14 protein-coding genes are annotated in these 17904 nt (G+C 73.6%); 6 read left to right on the top strand and 8 right to left on the bottom strand.

Translation table 11 applies throughout. The features are described from left to right. The first annotated feature begins 34 nt into the window (after positions 1–34). Entirely contained in the window at positions 35–964 is a 930-nt protein-coding gene (gene tilS / locus ACN27D_RS11940) for a tRNA lysidine(34) synthetase TilS (RefSeq protein WP_358174298.1), read from the top strand. A 157-nt stretch (positions 965–1121) separates the two neighbouring features. Here the strand turns inward: tilS and ACN27D_RS11935 are convergent, their stop codons facing one another. Beyond that, entirely contained in the window at positions 1122–2081 is a 960-nt protein-coding gene (locus ACN27D_RS11935; protein WP_421499118.1) for a GlxA family transcriptional regulator, read from the bottom strand. 150 nt (positions 2082–2231) lie between these two features. On the opposite strand from ACN27D_RS11935, the gene ACN27D_RS11930 reads away from it, so the two are divergent. The 4 genes from ACN27D_RS11930 to folE all read left to right on the top strand — a co-directional run bounded on the left by ACN27D_RS11930 (position 2232) and on the right by folE (position 6140). Continuing rightward, positions 2232–2369 (top strand): hypothetical protein, encoded by a 138-nt coding sequence (locus ACN27D_RS11930; protein WP_162959290.1) that lies wholly within the window; start codon positions 2232–2234, stop codon positions 2367–2369. Between the two features lie 99 nt (positions 2370–2468). Further along, positions 2469–3044, top strand: coding sequence for a hypoxanthine phosphoribosyltransferase (hpt, locus tag ACN27D_RS11925; RefSeq protein ID WP_013288988.1), 576 nt, complete (start codon positions 2469–2471; stop codon positions 3042–3044). 379 nt (positions 3045–3423) lie between these two features. Further along, positions 3424–5436: an ATP-dependent zinc metalloprotease FtsH gene (gene ftsH, locus ACN27D_RS11920; protein ID WP_120572785.1), complete on the top strand. Its 2013-nt coding sequence runs from the start codon at positions 3424–3426 to the stop codon at positions 5434–5436. Between the two features lie 86 nt (positions 5437–5522). Beyond that, a complete protein-coding gene (folE, locus tag ACN27D_RS11915) occupies positions 5523–6140 on the top strand; it encodes a GTP cyclohydrolase I FolE (RefSeq protein ID WP_121683718.1) in 618 nt (205 codons plus the stop codon). A 54-nt stretch (positions 6141–6194) separates the two neighbouring features. Here folE and ACN27D_RS11910 read toward each other — a convergent pair whose 3' ends face one another. Then, positions 6195–6896: a hypothetical protein gene (locus ACN27D_RS11910; protein WP_358173967.1), complete on the bottom strand. Its 702-nt coding sequence runs from the start codon at positions 6894–6896 to the stop codon at positions 6195–6197. After that, positions 6889–9474 (bottom strand): FtsK/SpoIIIE domain-containing protein, encoded by a 2586-nt coding sequence (locus ACN27D_RS11905; RefSeq protein WP_421501134.1) that lies wholly within the window; start codon positions 9472–9474, stop codon positions 6889–6891. Before ACN27D_RS11905 ends, ACN27D_RS11910 begins: the two co-directional genes overlap by 8 nt. Before the next feature lie 213 nt (positions 9475–9687). Between ACN27D_RS11905 and ACN27D_RS11900 the strand changes: the two genes are divergently transcribed. After that, entirely contained in the window at positions 9688–10245 is a 558-nt protein-coding gene (locus ACN27D_RS11900; RefSeq protein ID WP_121683715.1) for a hypothetical protein, read from the top strand. Between the two features lie 5 nt (positions 10246–10250). Here ACN27D_RS11900 and ACN27D_RS11895 read toward each other — a convergent pair whose 3' ends face one another. Genes ACN27D_RS11895 through ACN27D_RS11875 form a run of 5 tightly spaced genes read right to left on the bottom strand, consistent with a single transcriptional unit; the run spans position 10251 to position 17894 of the window. Then, positions 10251–10850 carry a hypothetical protein gene (locus tag ACN27D_RS11895; RefSeq protein ID WP_121683714.1) on the bottom strand — a complete coding sequence of 200 codons (600 nt, stop codon included), beginning with the start codon at positions 10848–10850 and terminating at the stop codon, positions 10251–10253. A 10-nt stretch (positions 10851–10860) separates the two neighbouring features. Continuing rightward, positions 10861–12036, bottom strand: coding sequence for a M23 family metallopeptidase (locus ACN27D_RS11890; protein WP_357900238.1), 1176 nt, complete (start codon positions 12034–12036; stop codon positions 10861–10863). Then, positions 12033–12593, bottom strand: a complete 561-nt coding sequence (locus ACN27D_RS11885) for a hypothetical protein (RefSeq protein WP_121683712.1) — start codon at positions 12591–12593, stop codon at positions 12033–12035. Before ACN27D_RS11885 ends, ACN27D_RS11890 begins: the two co-directional genes overlap by 4 nt. Further along, entirely contained in the window at positions 12590–14515 is a 1926-nt protein-coding gene (locus ACN27D_RS11880; RefSeq protein WP_421499117.1) for an MFS transporter, read from the bottom strand. The genes ACN27D_RS11885 and ACN27D_RS11880 overlap by 4 nt, the downstream gene beginning before the upstream one ends. 1 nt (position 14516) lies before the next feature. Beyond that, positions 14517–17894: an ATP-binding protein gene (locus ACN27D_RS11875; RefSeq protein WP_421499116.1), complete on the bottom strand. Its 3378-nt coding sequence runs from the start codon at positions 17892–17894 to the stop codon at positions 14517–14519. Between the last annotated feature and the right edge of the window lie 10 nt (positions 17895–17904).

Raw genomic sequence — 17904 nt, 5'->3', positions numbered from 1 at the left:
CGCCGTCGCCGCCGTGCGGCTCGCCGTCCGCCGGATGCTGACCGGCCTGCCCGGCGCCGGCCCGGTGCTGGTGGCCTGCTCCGGTGGGGCCGACTCGCTCGCGCTCGCCGCCGCCACCGCGTTCGTGGCCCCCCGGCTCGGGCGCCCGGCCGGGCTGGTGACGGTCGACCACGGCCTGCAGGCCGGATCCGCCGAACGGGCCGAGGCGGTCGCCGGCTGGGCCCGCGCCGAAGGGCTCGACCCGGTCGAGGTGCTTCCGGTACGCGTGGACGGCCGGCCCGGCGGCCCGGAGGCGGCTGCCCGCGAGGCCCGGTACGAGGCGCTGATCGCCGCCGCCCACCGCTACGAGGCAGCCGGGGTGCTGCTCGGGCACACGCGCGACGACCAGGCCGAGACCGTCCTGCTCGCGCTGGCCCGGGGTGCCGGACCGCGCGGGCTGTCCGGGATGCCGGAGCGGCGCGACGTCGACGGGGTGCCCCTGTTGCGGCCGCTGCTCGACATTCCGCGCGCCGACACCCGGGCCGCCTGCGCCGCGCTCGGACTCGATCCGTGGGCGGACCCGCACAACGCCGACCCCGCGTACGCCCGGGCACGGGTCCGGGCCGACGCGCTGCCCGCACTCGTCGAGGCGCTCGGGCCGGGGGTGGTGGCGAACCTCGCCCGTACCGCTCACCTGCTCGCGGCCGACAACGCCGCGCTCGACGCGCTCGCCGACGCCACGCTCGCCGACGTCCGGACCGCTGACGGCGGGCTGTCCGTCGCCGGGCTCGCCGAGTTGCCGGCCGCCGTCCGTACCCGGGTGCTGCACACCTGGGCCCGCGAGCTGGGCGCGACGCCGGGCGCGCTGTCCCACAGTCACGTGGCGGCACTGGACGCCCTGGTCACAGGCTGGCACGGACAGGGCCCGGTGCACCTACCCGGCAGCCACCAGGTACGCCGCCAAGCCGGCCACCTCCTGCCCTGACCCGGTGCGGGCGGGGCGGTGCACGCCTGGAGGCGGGCCTGAGAGCGTCGATCATGAAGTTGACGGGGAGAAAACGGGCGGAACGCGCGGTCAACTTCATGATCGACGGGGTGAACCGGGGGTGGGGGCGGGTGGGGGCGGGACTGGAGCGGGGGTGTCAGGTGGATTGGCGGTCTCGGAAAGTGGTGCGGTAGGCCAGGGGGGTGGTGCCGACCCGGCGGGTGAAGTGGTGCCGCAGGGCCGCCGAGTCACCGAAGCCGGCCTGCTCGGCGACGCTTTCCACGCTCAGTGAGGTGTCCTCCAGCAGGTGCCGGGCCAGTAGCACCCGCTGGTTGGTCACCCAGTCGTGCGGGGTCGTTCCGGTCTCCGCGCGGAACCGGCGCGCGAACGTCCGCGGCGCCATCCCGGCGCGTGCCGCCAGCTCGTCCACTGTCACCTGTCGGCGCAGGTGTCCCATCAGCCATTCCAGCACCGGTTCCAGGGTGGGCGCCTCCGGCGCCTTGGGGATCGGCGCCTCGACGTACTGCGACTGGCCGCCGTCGCGGTGCGGCGGCACGACCATCCGGCGGGCCAGCCGGGTCGCCACCGCCGAGCCGTGCGCCTGGCGTACCAGATGCAGGCAGGCGTCGATGCCGGCGGCGGTGCCGGCGCTGGTGAGCAGCCGGTCGTCCTGGACGTAGAGCGAGTCGCACTGGACCCGGGCGGCCGGGAAGCGCTGCTGGAGTTCGTCGGTGTACCGCCAGTGGGTGGTGCAGTCGCGCCCGTCGAGCACGCCCGCCTCACCGAGGACGAAGGCGCCGGCGCAGACGCTCAGCAGCCAGGCGCCCCGGTCGGCGGCGCGGCGCAGCGCGGCGAGCACCGGCTCGGGGGGCGGGGTGCCGTCGGCGTGCGCGGGCACCGCCACCAGGTCGGCGTCCTCGACCGGGCCCAGGTCGGCGGTGGGGGTGAGCAGGAACCCGGAGCGGCTGCGGACCGGGCCGCCGTCGGCGGTGCAGACGTCGAACCGGTAGCCGGGGAAGCCGTCGGCGGTGCGGTCGGTGCCGAAGACCTCGGCGAGCACGCCGAGTTCGAACGCGGCGACCTGGTCCATGGCGATGACGGCGACCGAGCGGAGCATGTGACGAGGGTAACCCGACAGGTGGCAGTAAATCGATGCCCAATGACATTCCTGCCACTGTCCGGATCGGTCGGTGGCCCGCAGAATCAATGGTGTCCGGTGCGCACCGGCGGCGAAAACAGTCTCAACCACCTGAAAGTGAGCGCCGCCATGACCGTTCTGCTGCTCCTGCTCTTCCTGCTCCTCCTCGTCGGCGCCAGCGCCTTCGGGTTCACCGCCGACACCCGCGACTCGGCCGACTGGAAGCCGAGCGACGACGGGCAGCGCTGGCACTCCCGTACCTGCTGAGGTGATTTATTCAGTTCGCGCCGAAAATCCTCGGCGGGACCGCGCCAAAAGGGGCGGCCCCGCCGACGGCGGCGCCGGGGCGTACGGCAGGCTAGGAGCATGGCTGACGGCTCCTGGTACGACGCCGACATCGACCACGTGATCATCTCGGAGGCGCAGATCCGCGACAAGACCGCGGAACTGGCCAAGCAGGTCTCGGCGGACTACGCCCACGTCGAGGACGGCCTGCTGCTCGTGTGCGTGCTCAAGGGAGCGGTCATGTTCATGGCCGACTTCGCCCGCGCGCTGGGCCGCCAGGGCCCGCCCGCCGAGCTGGAGTTCATGGCCGTCTCGTCCTACGGCCAGGGCACCACCTCGTCCGGCGTGGTCCGCATCCTCAAGGACCTGGACCGGGACATCGCCGGCCGTCACGTGGTGGTCGTCGAGGACATCGTCGACTCCGGCCTGACGCTGTCCTGGCTGCTGCGCTACCTGGAGTCGCGCTCCGCGGCGAGCGTCGAGGTGGTCGCGCTGTTCCGCAAGCCGGACGCGGTCAAGGTGCAGGTCCCGGTCAAGTACGTCGGGTTCGACATCCCCACCGAGTTCGTCGTCGGCTACGGGCTCGACTTCGGCGAGCGGTACCGCGAGGTGCCCTACGTCGGGGTCCTCAAGCCCGAGGTGTACGCGCGGGCCTGAGGATTCGCCGAGCCCTTCGTCAGCTGACATTCAGCGGGCTCTCAGTCTTCCGGTCTACGGTAGGGACCGGTGACGTGGAGGCACTCTCCACGCCCGGCCCCTCGAACCGCGTGACCGTGCGGTGTGGGCGGGCCGGGTGGGAGCTCCCCGCCACGCCGGCTCCAAACCCGGGTTCGCCCTACGCGTAAGTGCCGGGCTCGCAAGCTCACGCGTCGCCCGAACGGTGTACCGTCGAATGACCGTGGTGCGGCAGTTTGCGTGCCTCGGGGGTCGGGCCGGCCCGCACGGCGGCCCCGGCCGCCGCTCAGGGCGGCGACACCATTCAGACGGTCAGGACGTCGATCAGGAGGATGCGGGCGCCTCGGCACCCGACTACAGCATGGAACGTACGCGTTTCTTCCGCCGACCGGTGGTCTGGATCATCCTGGTCATCCTCGGCGCCGTTGTGCTCAGTCAACTGTTCACCGCTGGTCCCAGCTACCACCGGGTGGACACGTCCGTCGCGCTCGACCAGCTCAACAAGGGCGGCATCGAGAAGGTCGTCTTCCAGGACAAGGAGCAGACGCTCCAGCTCGACCTGAAGGACAAGGCCAAGTTCGACGGCGACACCACCACTGACAAGATCGAGGCGCAGTTCCCGTACGAGGTCGGCGGCCAGGTCTGGAACCAGGTACGCGAGGCCGAGGCGGCGGACCGGATCACCGGCCCGGTCGACACGAAGGTGTCGTCGGACAGCATCTGGGTCAGCCTGCTGGTCAACCTGCTTCCCATCGCGCTGCTCGTGCTCCTGCTGCTGTTCTTCATGTCGCAGATGCAGGGCGGCGGCTCCCGGGTGCTCAACTTCGGCAAGTCCAAGGCGAAGATGATCACCAAGGACACGCCGAAGACCACCTTCGCTGATGTCGCGGGTGCGGACGAGGCCGTCGAGGAACTGCACGAGATCAAGGACTTCCTGCAGAACCCGGCTAAGTACCAGGCCCTGGGCGCCAAGATCCCGAAGGGCGTGCTGCTGTTCGGCCCGCCCGGTACCGGTAAGACGCTGCTGGCCCGCGCGGTCGCCGGCGAGGCCGGGGTGCCCTTCTACTCCATCTCCGGCTCCGACTTCGTCGAGATGTTCGTCGGTGTCGGCGCCAGCCGTGTCCGCGACCTGTTCGAGCAGGCCAAGTCGAACGCCCCGGCGATCGTCTTCGTCGACGAGATCGACGCGGTCGGCCGGCACCGTGGCGCCGGCATGGGCGGCGGTCACGACGAGCGGGAGCAGACGCTCAACCAGTTGCTGGTCGAGATGGACGGCTTCGACACCAAGGGCGGCGTCATCCTGATCGCCGCCACCAACCGGCCGGACATCCTCGACCCGGCGCTGCTGCGCCCTGGCCGGTTCGACAGGCAGATCCCGGTCGACGCCCCCGACATGGAGGGCCGCAAGGCCATCCTGCGGGTGCACGCCAAGGGCAAGCCGTTCACGCCCGACGTCGACCTCGACGCGGTCGCCCGGCGTACCCCGGGCTTCAGCGGCGCCGACCTGGCCAACGTGATCAACGAGGCCGCGCTGCTCACCGCTCGTAAGGAGCAGCGGGCGATCACCAACGACTCCCTGGAGGAGTCGATCGACCGGGTGATCGCCGGCCCGCAGCGCCGGACCCGGGTGATGAGCGACCAGGAGAAGAAGATCACCGCGTACCACGAGGGTGGGCACGCGCTGGTCGCCTGGGCGCTGCCGCACGCCGCACCGGTGCACAAGGTGACCATCCTGTCCCGGGGTCGCTCGCTGGGTCACACGCTCGTCCTTCCGACGGAGGACAAGTACACCCAGACCCGGGCCGAGATGATCGACACCCTGGCGTACGCGCTGGGTGGCCGGGCCGCCGAGGAACTCGTCTTCCACGAGCCGACCACCGGCGCCGGCAACGACATCGAGAAGGCCACCCAGCTGGCCCGCGCGATGATCACGCAGTACGGCATGAGCTCCAAGCTCGGTGCGATCAAGTACGGCACCAGCGGCGACGAGCCGTTCCTCGGCCGCAACATGGGCCACGAGCGGGACTACTCCGACGCGGTGGCCGCCGAGATCGACGGCGAGATGCGCGCGCTGATCGAGCTGGCCCACGACGAGGCCTGGGAGATCCTGGTGGAATACCGGGACGTCCTGGACAACATGGTCCTGGAGCTGATGGAGAAGGAGACGCTCTCCACCGCCGACATGGCCCGGATCTGCGCGCGCGTCGTCAAGCGCCCGCCGATGGCGCCGTACCACGGCTTCGGCAAGCGTCAGCCCTCCACCGAGCCGCCGGTGCTCACGCCGGCCGAGAAGGAGGCGCTGGCGGCGCAGTCCCGCGCCGACGCCGCCGCCTCGATCGGTGGTTCCAGCAACAACTCGGACGGTACGCACTGAACAGCGATCCGACGACGGCCGGCTCCCCGCACAGGGAGTCGGCCGTCTCCGCAACCGAGCCCGACGGCGACGACGCGCTCGACTACGTGGCCGCGCGCCTGATCAGCGGCAAGCTCACCGGTGGCCCGGTGGAGGACACCGTCGATCTGGCCCGGATCGAGAAGGCGGTCCGCGAGATCCTCATCGCGGTGGGCGAGGACCCGGACCGCGACGGCCTCCAGCAGACGCCGGCCCGGGTGGCCCGCGCGTACGCCGAACTCTTCGCCGGCCTGCGCGTCGACCCGGCGCAGGTGCTCCGCACCACGTTCGAGGCCAACCACGAGGAACTGGTGCTCGTCCGGGACATCGACGTGATGAGCCTCTGCGAGCACCACCTGCTGCCGTTCCGGGGCAGCGCGCACATCGGCTACATCCCCGGCCCGGACGGCCGGATCACCGGCCTGTCCAAGCTGGCCAGGCTGGTCGAGGTGTTCGCCCGCCGGCCGCAGGTGCAGGAACGGCTCACCTCGCAGATCGCCGACCTGCTGATGTCGAGCCTCGCGCCGCGCGGCGTGATCGTGGTGCTGGAGTGCGAGCACATGTGCATGGCGATGCGCGGCATCCAGAAGTCGGGCGCGAAGACCATCACGTCGGCCGTACGCGGCGGCCTCCAGAACGACGCGAAGTCGCGGGCCGAGGCGATGGCGCTGATCATGGCCCGCTGACCCTCGACCGGCACCGACGGCCGCGTACTCCCGCCCGGGAGGGCGCGGCCGTCGTCAGTCGGGCAGCATGGCCAGCAGCAGACCGGCGGCGGTGAGCACCGCCGGGACCAGGCAGACCAGGGCGCCGAAGCGGGGCGTCCGGTCCACCCGGTCGGTGGGCCGCGGGCGGAAGACGCGCCCCACCGCGAGCCAGCCCAGCATGAACGCCACAGCCGGCAGCGGCAGCCCCACGAGCAGCGCCAGCACCGTCACCGGCCCTGGACCGGCGACCGCGTACAGCACGAGCTGGAGCAGCGGCACCACGAGTGCCAGCGGCCCGTACACCAGCAGGTTGCGGGGCCGGGACGGCCATCGGGCCAGCCGCGGCAGGCCACGCGCGCTCAGCGTGTCGTCCGCGGCGTCCGCCCAGTCCCCGGCCGCGCGCAGCGCCGCCAGCACCGCCGACGGCCCGCCCGCCATCGACCGGGCCGCCTCGGTCACCTCCGGCGGCGTCGGGACCAGCGACATCGCCGGTACGCCCAGATCACGCAGCCGGGACTGCTGCGGCGCCAACCGCTCCCGTACCGCGGTCAGCTCCTCGCGGGCCGCGGCCACCGACCGCGCCTGCTCCCCGGCGGCGGTGGCCGCCGCCCGGCGTACGCCGTCGAGCGCCCGCGCGGCCGCGACGTACTCCGCCCAGGCCGACTCGGCGGGGTCCGCCACAGTGGTCGGCCCACCCGAGCGGGGCCCCGGTACGGCCGTGCCGGTCTCACTCATGCCGCCCCTCCCCGGCGCGGTCCGTCACCTGCGGGACCGGCTCGACCCGCGCGGTCGCCACCTCGGCCGTGCCGAACGGCACGAAGACGGTGCCCTGCTCGTCCGGGCCGTCCCAGAGCACCGCGCGGCCCGGCCGGGGCCGCCACCAGACCGGGCGGTCGAAGAGCTGCTCCAGCCGGCCGCCCGGCACGTCGGTGACCGCCACGGCGGTGAGCTTGTCCACCTCGCCCTCCGGGCCGAGGAGCCCGGCCAGCGGAGCCGGTGTCCGCCACCACCCGAGCAGGTGCCGGCCGGCCGGCGGTCCCTCCAGCAGCAGCGTCCGCAGCAGGTCGGGCGGCAGCTCGGTGGCGTCCGGCACGTCCAGCCCGAACACCACCAGGTAGCCCGGCTCGTCCGACTCCATGGCGGTCCGCAGCCCGGCCACGTCGACGGTCTCCACCCGGTGACGTCCGGCCAGCTCGGCAGCGAGCACCCCGGCCGGCCCGGCCGACCCGTTCGCCAGCGGCGCCAGCACGAACCGGGCCGCGCCCGGCTGCGCCGCCGCGGCGCTGCGTACCGCCGTGACCAGCAGGCGCTCGGCCTCCTCGTCCCGCCCCAGGACGGCCAGGTTCCGCCCCGCGCCCGGCCCCAGCGGCACCGTGACGGTGGACCGCCGGACGTCGACCGCCCGGCCGAGCAACGCGGCGGGCGCGTGGGCCCGGCCGGCGAGCGCGGCCCGGTGCCGCGGATCGTTGGCGAGCAGCGGACGGGCGAACCCGGCGAAGACCACCGGCGGCGTCGCGGACTCGCCCCGCGCCTCCCAGAGCCGTCGCCGCAGGCCGGTCAGGACCTCGGGATCCTCGTACGGGTCAGGGAAGCGGATCATCCGCTCGTGTCCCCGGGTCGCGCCGCGCGGACCGCCCAGGCCACCCGCCGTGTTCACCACCGCGCTGCCCACCGGCAGCCCGGCCGCCGAGTCGTTCGCCGGCTCCAGCACCGCCGAGCCGCCGGGTAGCGCCACCCGCACCGGGAACTGGCCGAGCAGCGGGTCGCGCGGACCGCCGATGCCCAGATCGCCCTCGCCGGCCAGCACCAGGTGGATCCCGTACGACCGGCCGGCGCGGGCGAGTGCGTCCAGCCGGGCCAGCAGGTCGGCGGCGAGCCGGTCCCGCTCGTGCAGCGCCAGCGGGAAGTTGTCGACCACGCAGACGATCCGGGGCAGCGGCTGGTGCTCCCGCAGCTCGGCGTAACGCTGCCCACCGGCCCGCCGGGACGCCTCCTCGCGGCGGCGCAGCTCCGCCTCCAGCTCGCCGAACAGGTCGGCCAGGTACTCCCGGTCGGCCGCCATCCCGGCGGCACGCACCTGCGGCACCCAGGAGCGGTCCCGTTCGGTCTGGAGAAACTCCACGAAGGACTCGCCGTCGGCCAGGTCGGCCAGGTAGAGCGCCAGCTCGTCCGGGCCGTACCGGGCGGCGAGGCCGAACAACGCGTCGGTCAGGAACGCCGACCGGCCCGCCTGACCCCGGCCGCTGACCAGCCAGTGCGGGGTCAGCTCGGTGAAACCGAGACTGACCGGGCGCCCGGCGGCGTCACCGACGGTGGTGCTCAGCCCGTCGGCCGAGCCGGCCGTCCAGAGGCCGTCCGCCGGCAGCAGGTCCCGCAGGGAAAGCCGGGAGCCGTCCTCGATCTGCCGGGCCAGCCGCGCGCACACCGCGGCGACCAGGTCGGCGGGCGGATCGTCGTCGAGGAACACGGGCGAGTTCAAGCCGCCCGGCGGCTCGGCGCCGGGACTGCTGAAGCCGGCGCCGGGCGGGTCACCGACCAGCGCGTACGCGGTGCGAACAGTGACCGCTGTGGCGCGCGGCAGCGGGCTGCCGTCCGGCCAGCCGGCGAGCACCAGATGCAGCCCGGCGCGCGGCCCGCCCTCGGCCAGCCCGGCGAGCCGGTCCAGGTCGGCGGTTGTCGTACCGTCGGGCAGCGCCGCGACCACGAGCAGCAGCGTCCGGTCGTGCCCGCGCTGCCGGGCCGTCCCGGCCGCCACCCACTGCTCCGCCTCGGCCAGCACCGCGCGCATCCCGGCGAGGTCGGTGGCGGGCGGCGGCAGCAGGCCGGCATCGGCGAGCGGCGCGTACCCGGCGAATGTCTCACCGGACCCGCCGTCGACCGCACGCGCCAGCAGCGCACCCGCCGGAGTCGCGGCGAACACCCGCAGCAGCAGCGCGCGGAGCAGCCCGGCCACCCGGGCGTCCGAGGCGTCGGCGTCGAGGCTCAGGTGCCCGCTGCCGAGCAACGGCACCAGCGCGGGGAAGCGGGCGTCGTCGAGCGGCGACGCGGTGCCCACCCGGACCAGCGGCGGCAGGCCGTCACCGGGAGGCGTCGCCGCGGTCAGCGTCTCCAGCGGACCGCCGGCCCAACCGGGCGCCGCCAGATCGGCCGCCGCGCGCAGGCGCTCGGCCAGCTCGTACTGCCGGTGGTGGTCGGCGGGCGCGGGCCGGATCTCGTCGAGGATGCCCGCCGCCGCCGTCGCGGCGGCCTCGGCCCGGCGGTGCAGCGCGGCGGCCCGGCCGGCGCGCGCCTTCGGAGTCGCCACCGCGTCCACCTCTCTTTCCGAGGCCGACATGTCCTCCCCGAGGTGTGACGGTAACCCAGCCGGGGGCCGTCCACCGGGATGTCGGTCGGCGCGGTGAGCTGGTCGGCGGTGAGCAGCCTCACCCCGCCGCCGGGCAGCGTCCGCCCGGCGGTTCGCCACGATCCGCCCGTTCCAGCCATTGGGTACGCGAGGCGCAGCCGATAGCCTCAGGAGGTGGAATCAGTGCAGCCCCCCGCCGGTTCCCAGGTGTCCCGAGTACCGGCGCAGCGGACCCCGCCGGAGCAGTTGGCGCCCCCCGCGCCCGCTCCCGCCCCGGTACGCCCGAAGCGCCCGGTGCGCACCGTGCTCGCTGTCGTCGCGGGGGTGGTGGCGGTGCTGTGCACTGTCGGCGGGGTGGTCGGGTTCGTGCTGTACGACCGCGCCACCGCCCCGGACCGTGGCTCTCCCGAGGTTGTCGTAGCGAGTTACATCCAGTACTCCGTCGATCAACGCAATGACGTCAAGGCCGCGGAGTTCGAGTGCCGTAACGACGTCGACCTTGACGATTTGCGATCACTTCGCGATGACCTCGTCGCACGGGAGCAGCGGTTCAACACGACGATCTCCGTGAGCTGGGAGAACCTCAGCGTCGAGCAGACGGGTGACAAGGCCCAGGTGCGGGTGGACCTGGTGATCTCAGCGGTGGTGGACGAGATTCGCCAGAGTGATCGCCAGACTTGGGTCTTTGAGACGCAGGACCAAGACGGCTGGGGCGTCTGCTCGGCACAACGCGCCGCTTGACGCGGCTACTCCAGCCAGAGCAGGTGCACCGGCACCTCCAGCGTGGTCGGTGCCTGGCCGCGCCAGGCCCACCGGTACCACTCCAGCTCTGGGGCCACCCGTACGCAGATGTCGCCGTCCGCGCCGGAGTAGGTCTCGGTGACGGCACGCAGGTCGCGCCGTTCCACGCCGTTGTCCACGTGCACCACTCGCCGCCCGGTAACCGCGTCGGCCTCGAACACCGGCGTCGGCGGCCGGCGTTCGGGCACGTCCAGCGAGACCAGCCGGAGTCCCGGGGCGGTCGCCCCGGTCGCCGATCGTCGTTCGCCGATGGTCTCCACCCAGACCCGTTCCACAGGCACCAGCGGCGCGAACACCTCCACCTGCTCGGCCTCGGCCCGGTACCACTCGTGTTCCGGGATCACCGGCACGTAGGTGCGGCTGCCCTGCACGACCCGCTCGTCGGCCCGCAGGTCGCCGCGCCAGCCGAGACCGGGCAGGCCGACGAGCACGCGGCGGCCGCGCAGCTCGGTACCGCCGGTGGCGGGCACGGTCTCCACCGGCCGGGGCGGCAGCGGGGCCCAGTCCGGCCGGTCGGCGAACGGGTCGGGCAGGGGATTGCTCATCCGTCCGGCCTCACCCGGTTTCGCCGAGGGGCGCGCCCCGCTTACGCATGAAGGGCACCGGGTTCTCCGCCCCGTTGCTGGACCGGTCGCCGTCCTTGTGCACCTCGAAGTGCAGGTGCGGACCGGACGAGTTGCCGCTGCTGCCGGAGATCCCGATGACCTCGCCCGCCTCGACCGCCTGACCCGGCACCACGCGGGGTCGTTCGACCATGTGGCAGTAGCGGGTGATGAACCCGCCGGCGTGCAGGATGTCCACGAACCATCCGCAGCCACCCTTGTTCGGCCAGCCGTCCCGGTCGCAGTCCCGCCGTCCGGAGCGGTCGGGGTCGCAGCGGGCCACCAGCACCCGGCCCGCCGAGGCGGCGTGGATCGGCGTGCCCTTCGAGGCGGCCAGGTCCACACCGTGGTGGCTGGGACGGGCCGTGGTGCGGAAGCCGGAGACCACACCGCCGGGCAGCGGCGCGGTCCAGCCGGAGGCGGCGATCCGGTCTCCGGCGGCGGCGTCGCACACGGCCTTGCCGGCGATCTCCACGGTCCGGGCGGCACCGCCGGCCAGCGCGTCGACGATGGCTCCGGCCAGTTCCTCGTGCTTGGCGTAGGCGTCGGGGTAGGCGCTGACCTGGACTTTCTGGGCGACCACAGTGAGCGGGCGCTGCTGCCAGTTCGGCACCTTCTCCATCTTCTGGTAGAACTTGCGGGCCGCGTACGAGGGCGTCATCCGCTGCTCGACGCTGCCCCACCCGGGCCGTTGCTGGAACAGACCGAGCGAGTCGTGGTCGGCGCCCACTCCCTCGTGCGGCAGCGCGAGCGACGCCGGGACGGTGCTGTTGGCGAGGTTGCGCAGCGCTGATTCCTGCATCGCGGTGGCCAGCGCGATCACCCAGCCGCGAGCGGGGAGCTTCATGTCCTGGCCGACCTTGATGATGACCGCGGCGTTGCGCAGCTGGCGCTCGCCGTACTCGGCGAAGCGCGGCATGTCGCCGGTCAGGTTCACCTGGTAGGTGGGGTCGCAGTTCAGGGCCGCGAGCTTCGGGTCGTCCTCGTCGCCGCCCAGTTCGGTGAGGAGGAACGCGCCCGCGCCGCCGACGCAGCAGAGCAGGGCGAGCACGCTCGTGACGGCGGTGGCGACCACGCCCAGGCGCAGCTTCCGGCGGACCTGTCCGGCGACGGCCGGGCCGGCGGTCACGACCGCTCCCAGTCGATTGCGTCCACCAGCCAGGGTCCGTCCGGTGCGACGAGTTCGAGCCGGAGCGTGCCGTTGTCGAGCGGAACCAGCGCCTCCACGAAGGACTCGGTGCGGGGCCGGAGCGTCGGTGCACCAGTCGTCCTCCGTGCGGGCACGGTCTCCGGGTCGGCGCCCGTCATCTTCTCGGCCAGCGCCGGGGTGGAGAGCGGCCGTAGGCGGGACTGCCAGGCGTCGCCGCTGCTGCCCGGACCGCTCAGCCACGCGGTGGTGAACCGCCCGGCGACCTGCTCCGGCGTGTCCTCGCCCGGCCGGGTCTTCGGGGCGACCGCGGCCGGCGGGCTGGCCAGCATGCCGTCGTCTCCGGCCTCCGGGTCCGCGGTGCTGATCGGCTGGGTGGGGCGGCTGGTCAGGCCGAGGCCCGAGTCGCCCGGCCCGGCGACCAGGCGGGCCGCGCCGATCACCCCGAAGACCACCACGGCGATCACGAGGGCGACGCCGATGCGGGACCGGAGGATCCGGGTGAAGAGGAATTCCAGCGCGCGTCGCACCGGACTCACCGGGCCTCGGAGCGGATGCGCGGCGCCGGCCGGGCCGGGGAGGTGCCGCGGCCCGCCGAGTCCGGCCGGTAGACGGCGTAGGAGGGCGACTCCTCCGGCACGTCCGGCTCGGTCCAGGTCGACGGCGCGCGCCGGGGCCGGGGTGTGGTGGCCGGCCGTCCGCTGGCTGGTGCCTCCTCCGGCCGTTCCCGCCCGTCCGGCCGCTCCCGTTCGGCGGGTCTGGCGCTGTGTGCCGGATCCTCGTGCCGGGCCTCCGGCCGGAGGCTGCGCTGGTCGGCCGTGACGGCGCGACGCTTGCCGATCGCCGGCTCGTTGGTGCCGCCGGGCTCCGCCACGTCCAGCCGGGCCGCGATCCGCATGTCCCGGAAGAACCGCCGGTGCCAGGAGCCGGCCGAGCTGACCGCCTCGCTGCTGTCCTTGCCGCCGAGCTGGGTGATTCGGCGGTACGGCCGCAGCAGCAACCAGCCGACCACCCCGCAGAGCCAGACCAGCACCACCTGGAGCCAGCCGGGCAGCGTGGCGGTGTTCATGATCAGGTCGACGGCGAAGAGGTAGATGGCCGCGCCGGTGCCGAAGATGGCGATGTTGAAGACCGCGGCGACCACCGCGTTCGCCAGCCGCCGGAGACCGGCGCTGGCCGGGCGCATCAGGCCGACCGTGCCGAGGATCGGCGCGGCGATCACCGCCCAGCGGAAGATCAGGAAGCCGAGCAGCACCAGCAGCGACGCCGTGAGGTCGAACATGGCGAACAGCACCGAGGCCAGCACCGCGATGAACCCGGCGCCGATCCGGTCCATGTCCCGGGTGCCCTGGAGATACTCGTACGCCTCCGGGTCCTCGGTCTTGATCTGCTCGGCGACCTTGGCCCACTGCTGCTGCTTGCCCTTGATGACGACGTCGCGGGTGGCGGGCTTAGTCCGGATCGCCTCCGCCTCGCCCCAGGTCAGAGACTTGGCGTCGTACAGGGCCGGGCCGTACTTCTTCGCTGTCTCGCTGTCCGCCGAACCGAGCACGCCGCGCAGCCAGTTCCGGTAGAGCATCGTCTCGGTCGCCGTGTCGCTCGCGCGCACGGCGGGTGGCCGCTTGTCGACGCAGGCGCTCGGGTTCGGCAGCGCGCACTTGTCCGGCGGGACGGTCTTGGAGGAGGGACCGACCGCGTCGTGCACCACGCCCAGCGTGGTGATCAGCGTGTTGTCGGCGATGTTCGCGGACTTGACCGGCCAGGCGGCCAGCGCGGTCACCGCCACCATCACCAGCAGCGCCCAGCCGGCAGTGGTCATCGCGTTGCTCATGTCCGACTGGCGGGACCGCCAGAGCAGGTAGAGGCCGACCACGCAGACGGTGATGATGCCGAAGACGCTGAACACCTTCTGGTAGACGGCCTTCGTGGCCTGCTCCACCAGCGGGTCGGCCCAGCTCCACATCGTCCGCGGATCCCAGGCGCGCTCGCGCAGCGCGTTCGAGGCACCGATCACCGCGTTGGCGAACATGAACTCGCCGTTGGCGACCATCGTGGTGAACCGGTAGTCCGGGTGCAGCACCGACGAGGCGCAGCCGCCGTCGATGTCGTACGTGTTGTAGCTGTACCCGGCGTACCCGTAGTCGCTGTAGAGGCCCTTCGGGCCGGGCTCCTTCGCCGAGTCGGGCCGGGACGCGAACCAGCCGGCCAGTCCCGAGTCCGGCGCGGCGGGCACCGGCGCGTTGCGGCACTCGACCTGGTCCTCGCTGACGGCCTTGAGCCTGCCGACGCAGGACCGGAAGTCGGCCTGCCACTCCTTGGTGCTGCACAGCTCGGCGCGCGCCTGGGTGACCGGCGCGGCCGCGTACGCGGGTGTGGCCGCCCCGATCACCGGCCAGGAGATCGTGGCCCCGGCGAGTACGCCGAGCGCGAGGAGGAGCGCCGCGATCCGTGCCCTCGCCATGTCACGCCTCCAGGTCAGCCAGGACGGTCGGCAGTATCCCGGCGGCCTGGGCGACCGCGGCGGGGGTGGTGTCCAGGTGCTCCAGCAGCCCGTCGACGTACGACACGTCGACCCGGACCTTCTGCACGCGCCCGTCGACGTCGCGCATGACGAACTCGCGGAAGCCGAGCCGGTTGGCCGATCCGCTGTCGGCCTGGGAGAGCGAGGCGAGTGTCGCCTCGTACCCGTCGTCGACAGGCACCCGCAGCAGGCGCAGCGCCTCGGAGGCGATCTCGCTGTCCTCGGCGATCCGGCCGACGAAGACGGTGGAGACGAGGTTCTGCACGTCGAGGCCGAGGATGTCCTTCGGGTTCTGCGAGGCGACGAGCGCGGCGAGGTTCCACTTGCGGGAGTCGCGGGCGAGCCGGACCAGGAACGACCGCCCGGACCGCCAGCCCTCCATGAAGTGCGCCTCGTCGAGGCCGACCAGTTTCCGGGAGGACATCGACCCGCCGTAGCAGCGGCGTACGGCCAGCCGGTGCGCGGTGTGCAGCATCGGCAGCGCGAGTGCCTCCTCGGCCGACCAGTACTCCCGCTCGATCTTGAGGTCGGGGAGCCGCAGGCCGGCCATGGTGATGACGGTGAGCGCGGCGTCGGCGCCGAGCAGCCCTTCCGGCGGCCGGCCGAAGAAGAGCATGGCCAGCGGCATCTCGGCGGTGTCGAGCAGCAGGTGGGCCAGCTCGCGGCCGGCGTCGTCGTCGAGCCCCTGGAGGCAGGTGACCACGTCGTCGAGCGTGGAGGTCTCCTCGGCGGGCACCTGGCGTACCGCGTGCCGGAACAGCGTGGCGGTGGACGCCTCGCGGGCCACCTGCGGCGGCACCAGCATCATGCAGATGTCCTGCACCAGCATCCGGCGCTCGGCGCGGGCGTTGGACACGGCGATCTCGAACTCGCGGTCGCCCGCCGCGCCGGCGCCGAACTCGCTGCGCAGCGGCGTCGGGATCAGCGCGTACGGCGCGAGCGTGCCCTGCTCCGAGCCGGTCAGGTTGAGCACCCGGGAGTACGGGGCGAGTTCGGGCATGGCGCAGAGCCGGGCCAGCGGGCCGGACGGGTCGAGCAGCGTCACCTGCACGCCGCGGCGGGCGGCCAGGTAGCCGAGCGCGCCGAGCAGCGTCGACTTGCCACCGCCGGGCTCGGCGACGAAGACGGCGAGGCCGGAGCGCTCGCGTACCTCCATCGGGAAGTGCAGGTCGAGGAAGACCGGCCGGCGGCAGGTGCCGGCGGTGCGCCCGATCAGGTCGCCGCGCCGGTCGCCGACCGTGGACGCGGCCTGGGGCAGCGCGGCGGCGAGCAGGTTGACCGGCATCCGCCGGACGTAGCCGGTGTTGGCGATCGGCTCGCCGGGGATGAACTCGCGGGCCAGCCAGTCCTGGTTCTTCGGGTGCTGGAGCGAGATGCGCAGCTCCCGGGAGTAGAGCTGGATGAGCCGCCGGGCCCGCTCCATGCACTCCTCCCGGGTACGGCCGCCGACCGCGATCCGGTGCCAGCCGTGTGCCCGGGCCGAGTCGACGGGCAGGCCGGTGGTCATCTCGTCGCCGATCACCAGCGCGCGCTTGGCCAGTCGTTCCAGCTCCGGCGGCGCGTCGATGCCGTGCTCGGCGTAGTCGAGCTGCTGGGAGCGGATCATCCGGAGCCGGTGTTCGAGGTTCCGGAAGGAGTCGTTGGGGCCGAGGATGTCGACCCGGGTGGACAGCTCCATGGGCCACGGCAGCCGCTCGTGGAAGTGCAGCCAGGGCTCGTGCCGCTCGGGGATCTCCAGCGGCTCCATCCGGCCGACCGCGAGCACGGCGACGTGGCGTTCCTCGCCGGTCATCCGGTTGACCAGCTTCACCGTCGAGCCGTACGGGGTGCGGTAGCGCTCGACCTGCTCGGTGAGGGCCAGCAGGTCGCCGCGTTCCCACCGGCCGTTGGTGATCGGGGACAGGACGCCGGGCGGCGCCATGCACAACGCAACCGACCGGTAGAGCAGCCACTCCAGTTCGGGCGCGGTGACCCGGCGCCCGCGCATGCCGAACGCGCCGAGGACCTCGTCGAACTGCTCGACGGTGCGGCTCAGCCGGCGCCGCTCGCCGTCGGCGGTGCCCCGCCCGAACGTGCGCAGGAGTCGTTCGGTGAGCGAGTCGCCCAGTGACCGGCGGGCGAACGTGACACCGAGGTAGGTCTGGCCCTCGGCGTGGTTGACCGCCATCAGGTGCCGCTGGGCGGCGACCAGGTGGTCGGCCCAGCCGGTGGTGCCCGGTACGTCGGGCAGCGGCGCGGCGGTGTGCGCGTCGATGGTGCGGGCCCACTCGTCGGCCGGGAAGGGCCGGGTGGTGCGGCGCAGGTGCAGCCGGAACCCGGCGAGTCCGGCGTACTGCTCGGAGATCGCGGAGAGCAGGGCCTCGCGTTCGGCGTCCGGCCGGAACGCCCACCGCACCTCGGGCAGCCAGTACCAGGCGGTGACCGTGTTGGGGGTGAAGGTGAGGTGGCCGGCGATCTCGGTGATGGCCAGCTCGACGGACGGGTCCCGGTCGCCGAACTTGATCTTCGGGGCGCGGACCCGGACCGGCTTCGTCGGCCGGTTCCGGCGTTCCGGCGTGCGCTGCCGGGGTGGCGCCACCTCGCGGTGCGCCGGGCGGCCGACCTCCCGCGAGGGTGCCGCAGCGGCGGTGAGCGGGTCGGCCGGAGCGAGATCGGGCTCCCGGTAGTCGGCGGGGGCGGGCGCGGGGGGGTGGATCTGCGGGGGCGGCGGGAGCGCCGGCTCGGGCTCGGCCGGGGGCCGGAGCGCGGGCAGCCGGTCACCGGCCTGCTGCGGCACCCGGCTACGCGACGGCGGCGGCGGGGCGAGCGCGGCCGGCGGGTCGGGCAGGGAGGGCTCGACCGGCGGCGGTGCGGCGTGTGCGGGTTCGGGCCGGGGGAGCCCGACCGCGCGTACCCCAGGGGTCTGCTCGCGGGCCGGTGGCTCCGGTTCGGCCCGGGGCGTCGGCTCGATCGGCACGGCGGGCTGGTGCGGGATCGGCAGGGGCTCGCGGCCGACGCCGCGGCGGGGCGGCGCCACCACCGGCTCGACAGGTGCGGGCGGCGTGGACGCGGCGGGCCGCCGCCGGGGCTGCGCGCCGCCGAACAGGTCGAGGAACGGGGAGTCGATGTCGCCGTCGGGGCGTACCGGCTCGCGCGGGGTGAGCGGTCGCGGCGGCTGGAAGACGCCGACGCGGCCGTGCCCGGGGCTGGTGACGAGCGCGCTGTCGAGGACGACCTCGTCCAGATCCTCGTCCGGCGGGTAGTCGAACGATCGCGCACGGTTACCGTTGGGCCCGGCCGGGCGCCCGGCCGGGGAACCCGGCGTGGAAGAGCGACTCATGCGACCGCCT

This window comes from Micromonospora sp. WMMD1274 (assembly GCF_049179035.1).
GTDB classification, from domain to species: domain Bacteria; phylum Actinomycetota; class Actinomycetes; order Mycobacteriales; family Micromonosporaceae; genus Micromonospora; species Micromonospora tulbaghiae.
Note: the sequence above shows the minus strand (reverse complement) of the source record. Positions and strands in the feature narration are given on the sequence as shown.

What these genes read in the sequence shown, in the direction of transcription:
- ACN27D_RS11895 (WP_121683714.1), bottom strand. Translation starts at nt 10,850, where the DNA reads ATGAGCAATCCCCTGCCCGACCCGTTCGCCGACCGGCCGGACTGGGCC.
- ACN27D_RS11880 (WP_421499117.1), bottom strand. Translation starts at nt 14,515, where the DNA reads ATGGCGAGGGCACGGATCGCGGCGCTCCTCCTCGCGCTCGGCGTACTC.
- ACN27D_RS11930 (WP_162959290.1), top strand. Translation starts at nt 2,232, where the DNA reads ATGACCGTTCTGCTGCTCCTGCTCTTCCTGCTCCTCCTCGTCGGCGCC.
- ftsH (WP_120572785.1), top strand. Translation starts at nt 3,424, where the DNA reads ATGGAACGTACGCGTTTCTTCCGCCGACCGGTGGTCTGGATCATCCTG.
- ACN27D_RS11875 (WP_421499116.1), bottom strand. Translation starts at nt 17,894, where the DNA reads ATGAGTCGCTCTTCCACGCCGGGTTCCCCGGCCGGGCGCCCGGCCGGG.
- ACN27D_RS11935 (WP_421499118.1), bottom strand. Translation starts at nt 2,081, where the DNA reads ATGCTCCGCTCGGTCGCCGTCATCGCCATGGACCAGGTCGCCGCGTTC.
- ACN27D_RS11910 (WP_358173967.1), bottom strand. Translation starts at nt 6,896, where the DNA reads ATGAGTGAGACCGGCACGGCCGTACCGGGGCCCCGCTCGGGTGGGCCG.
- hpt (WP_013288988.1), top strand. Translation starts at nt 2,469, where the DNA reads ATGGCTGACGGCTCCTGGTACGACGCCGACATCGACCACGTGATCATC.
- tilS (WP_358174298.1), top strand. Translation starts at nt 35, where the DNA reads ATGCTGACCGGCCTGCCCGGCGCCGGCCCGGTGCTGGTGGCCTGCTCC.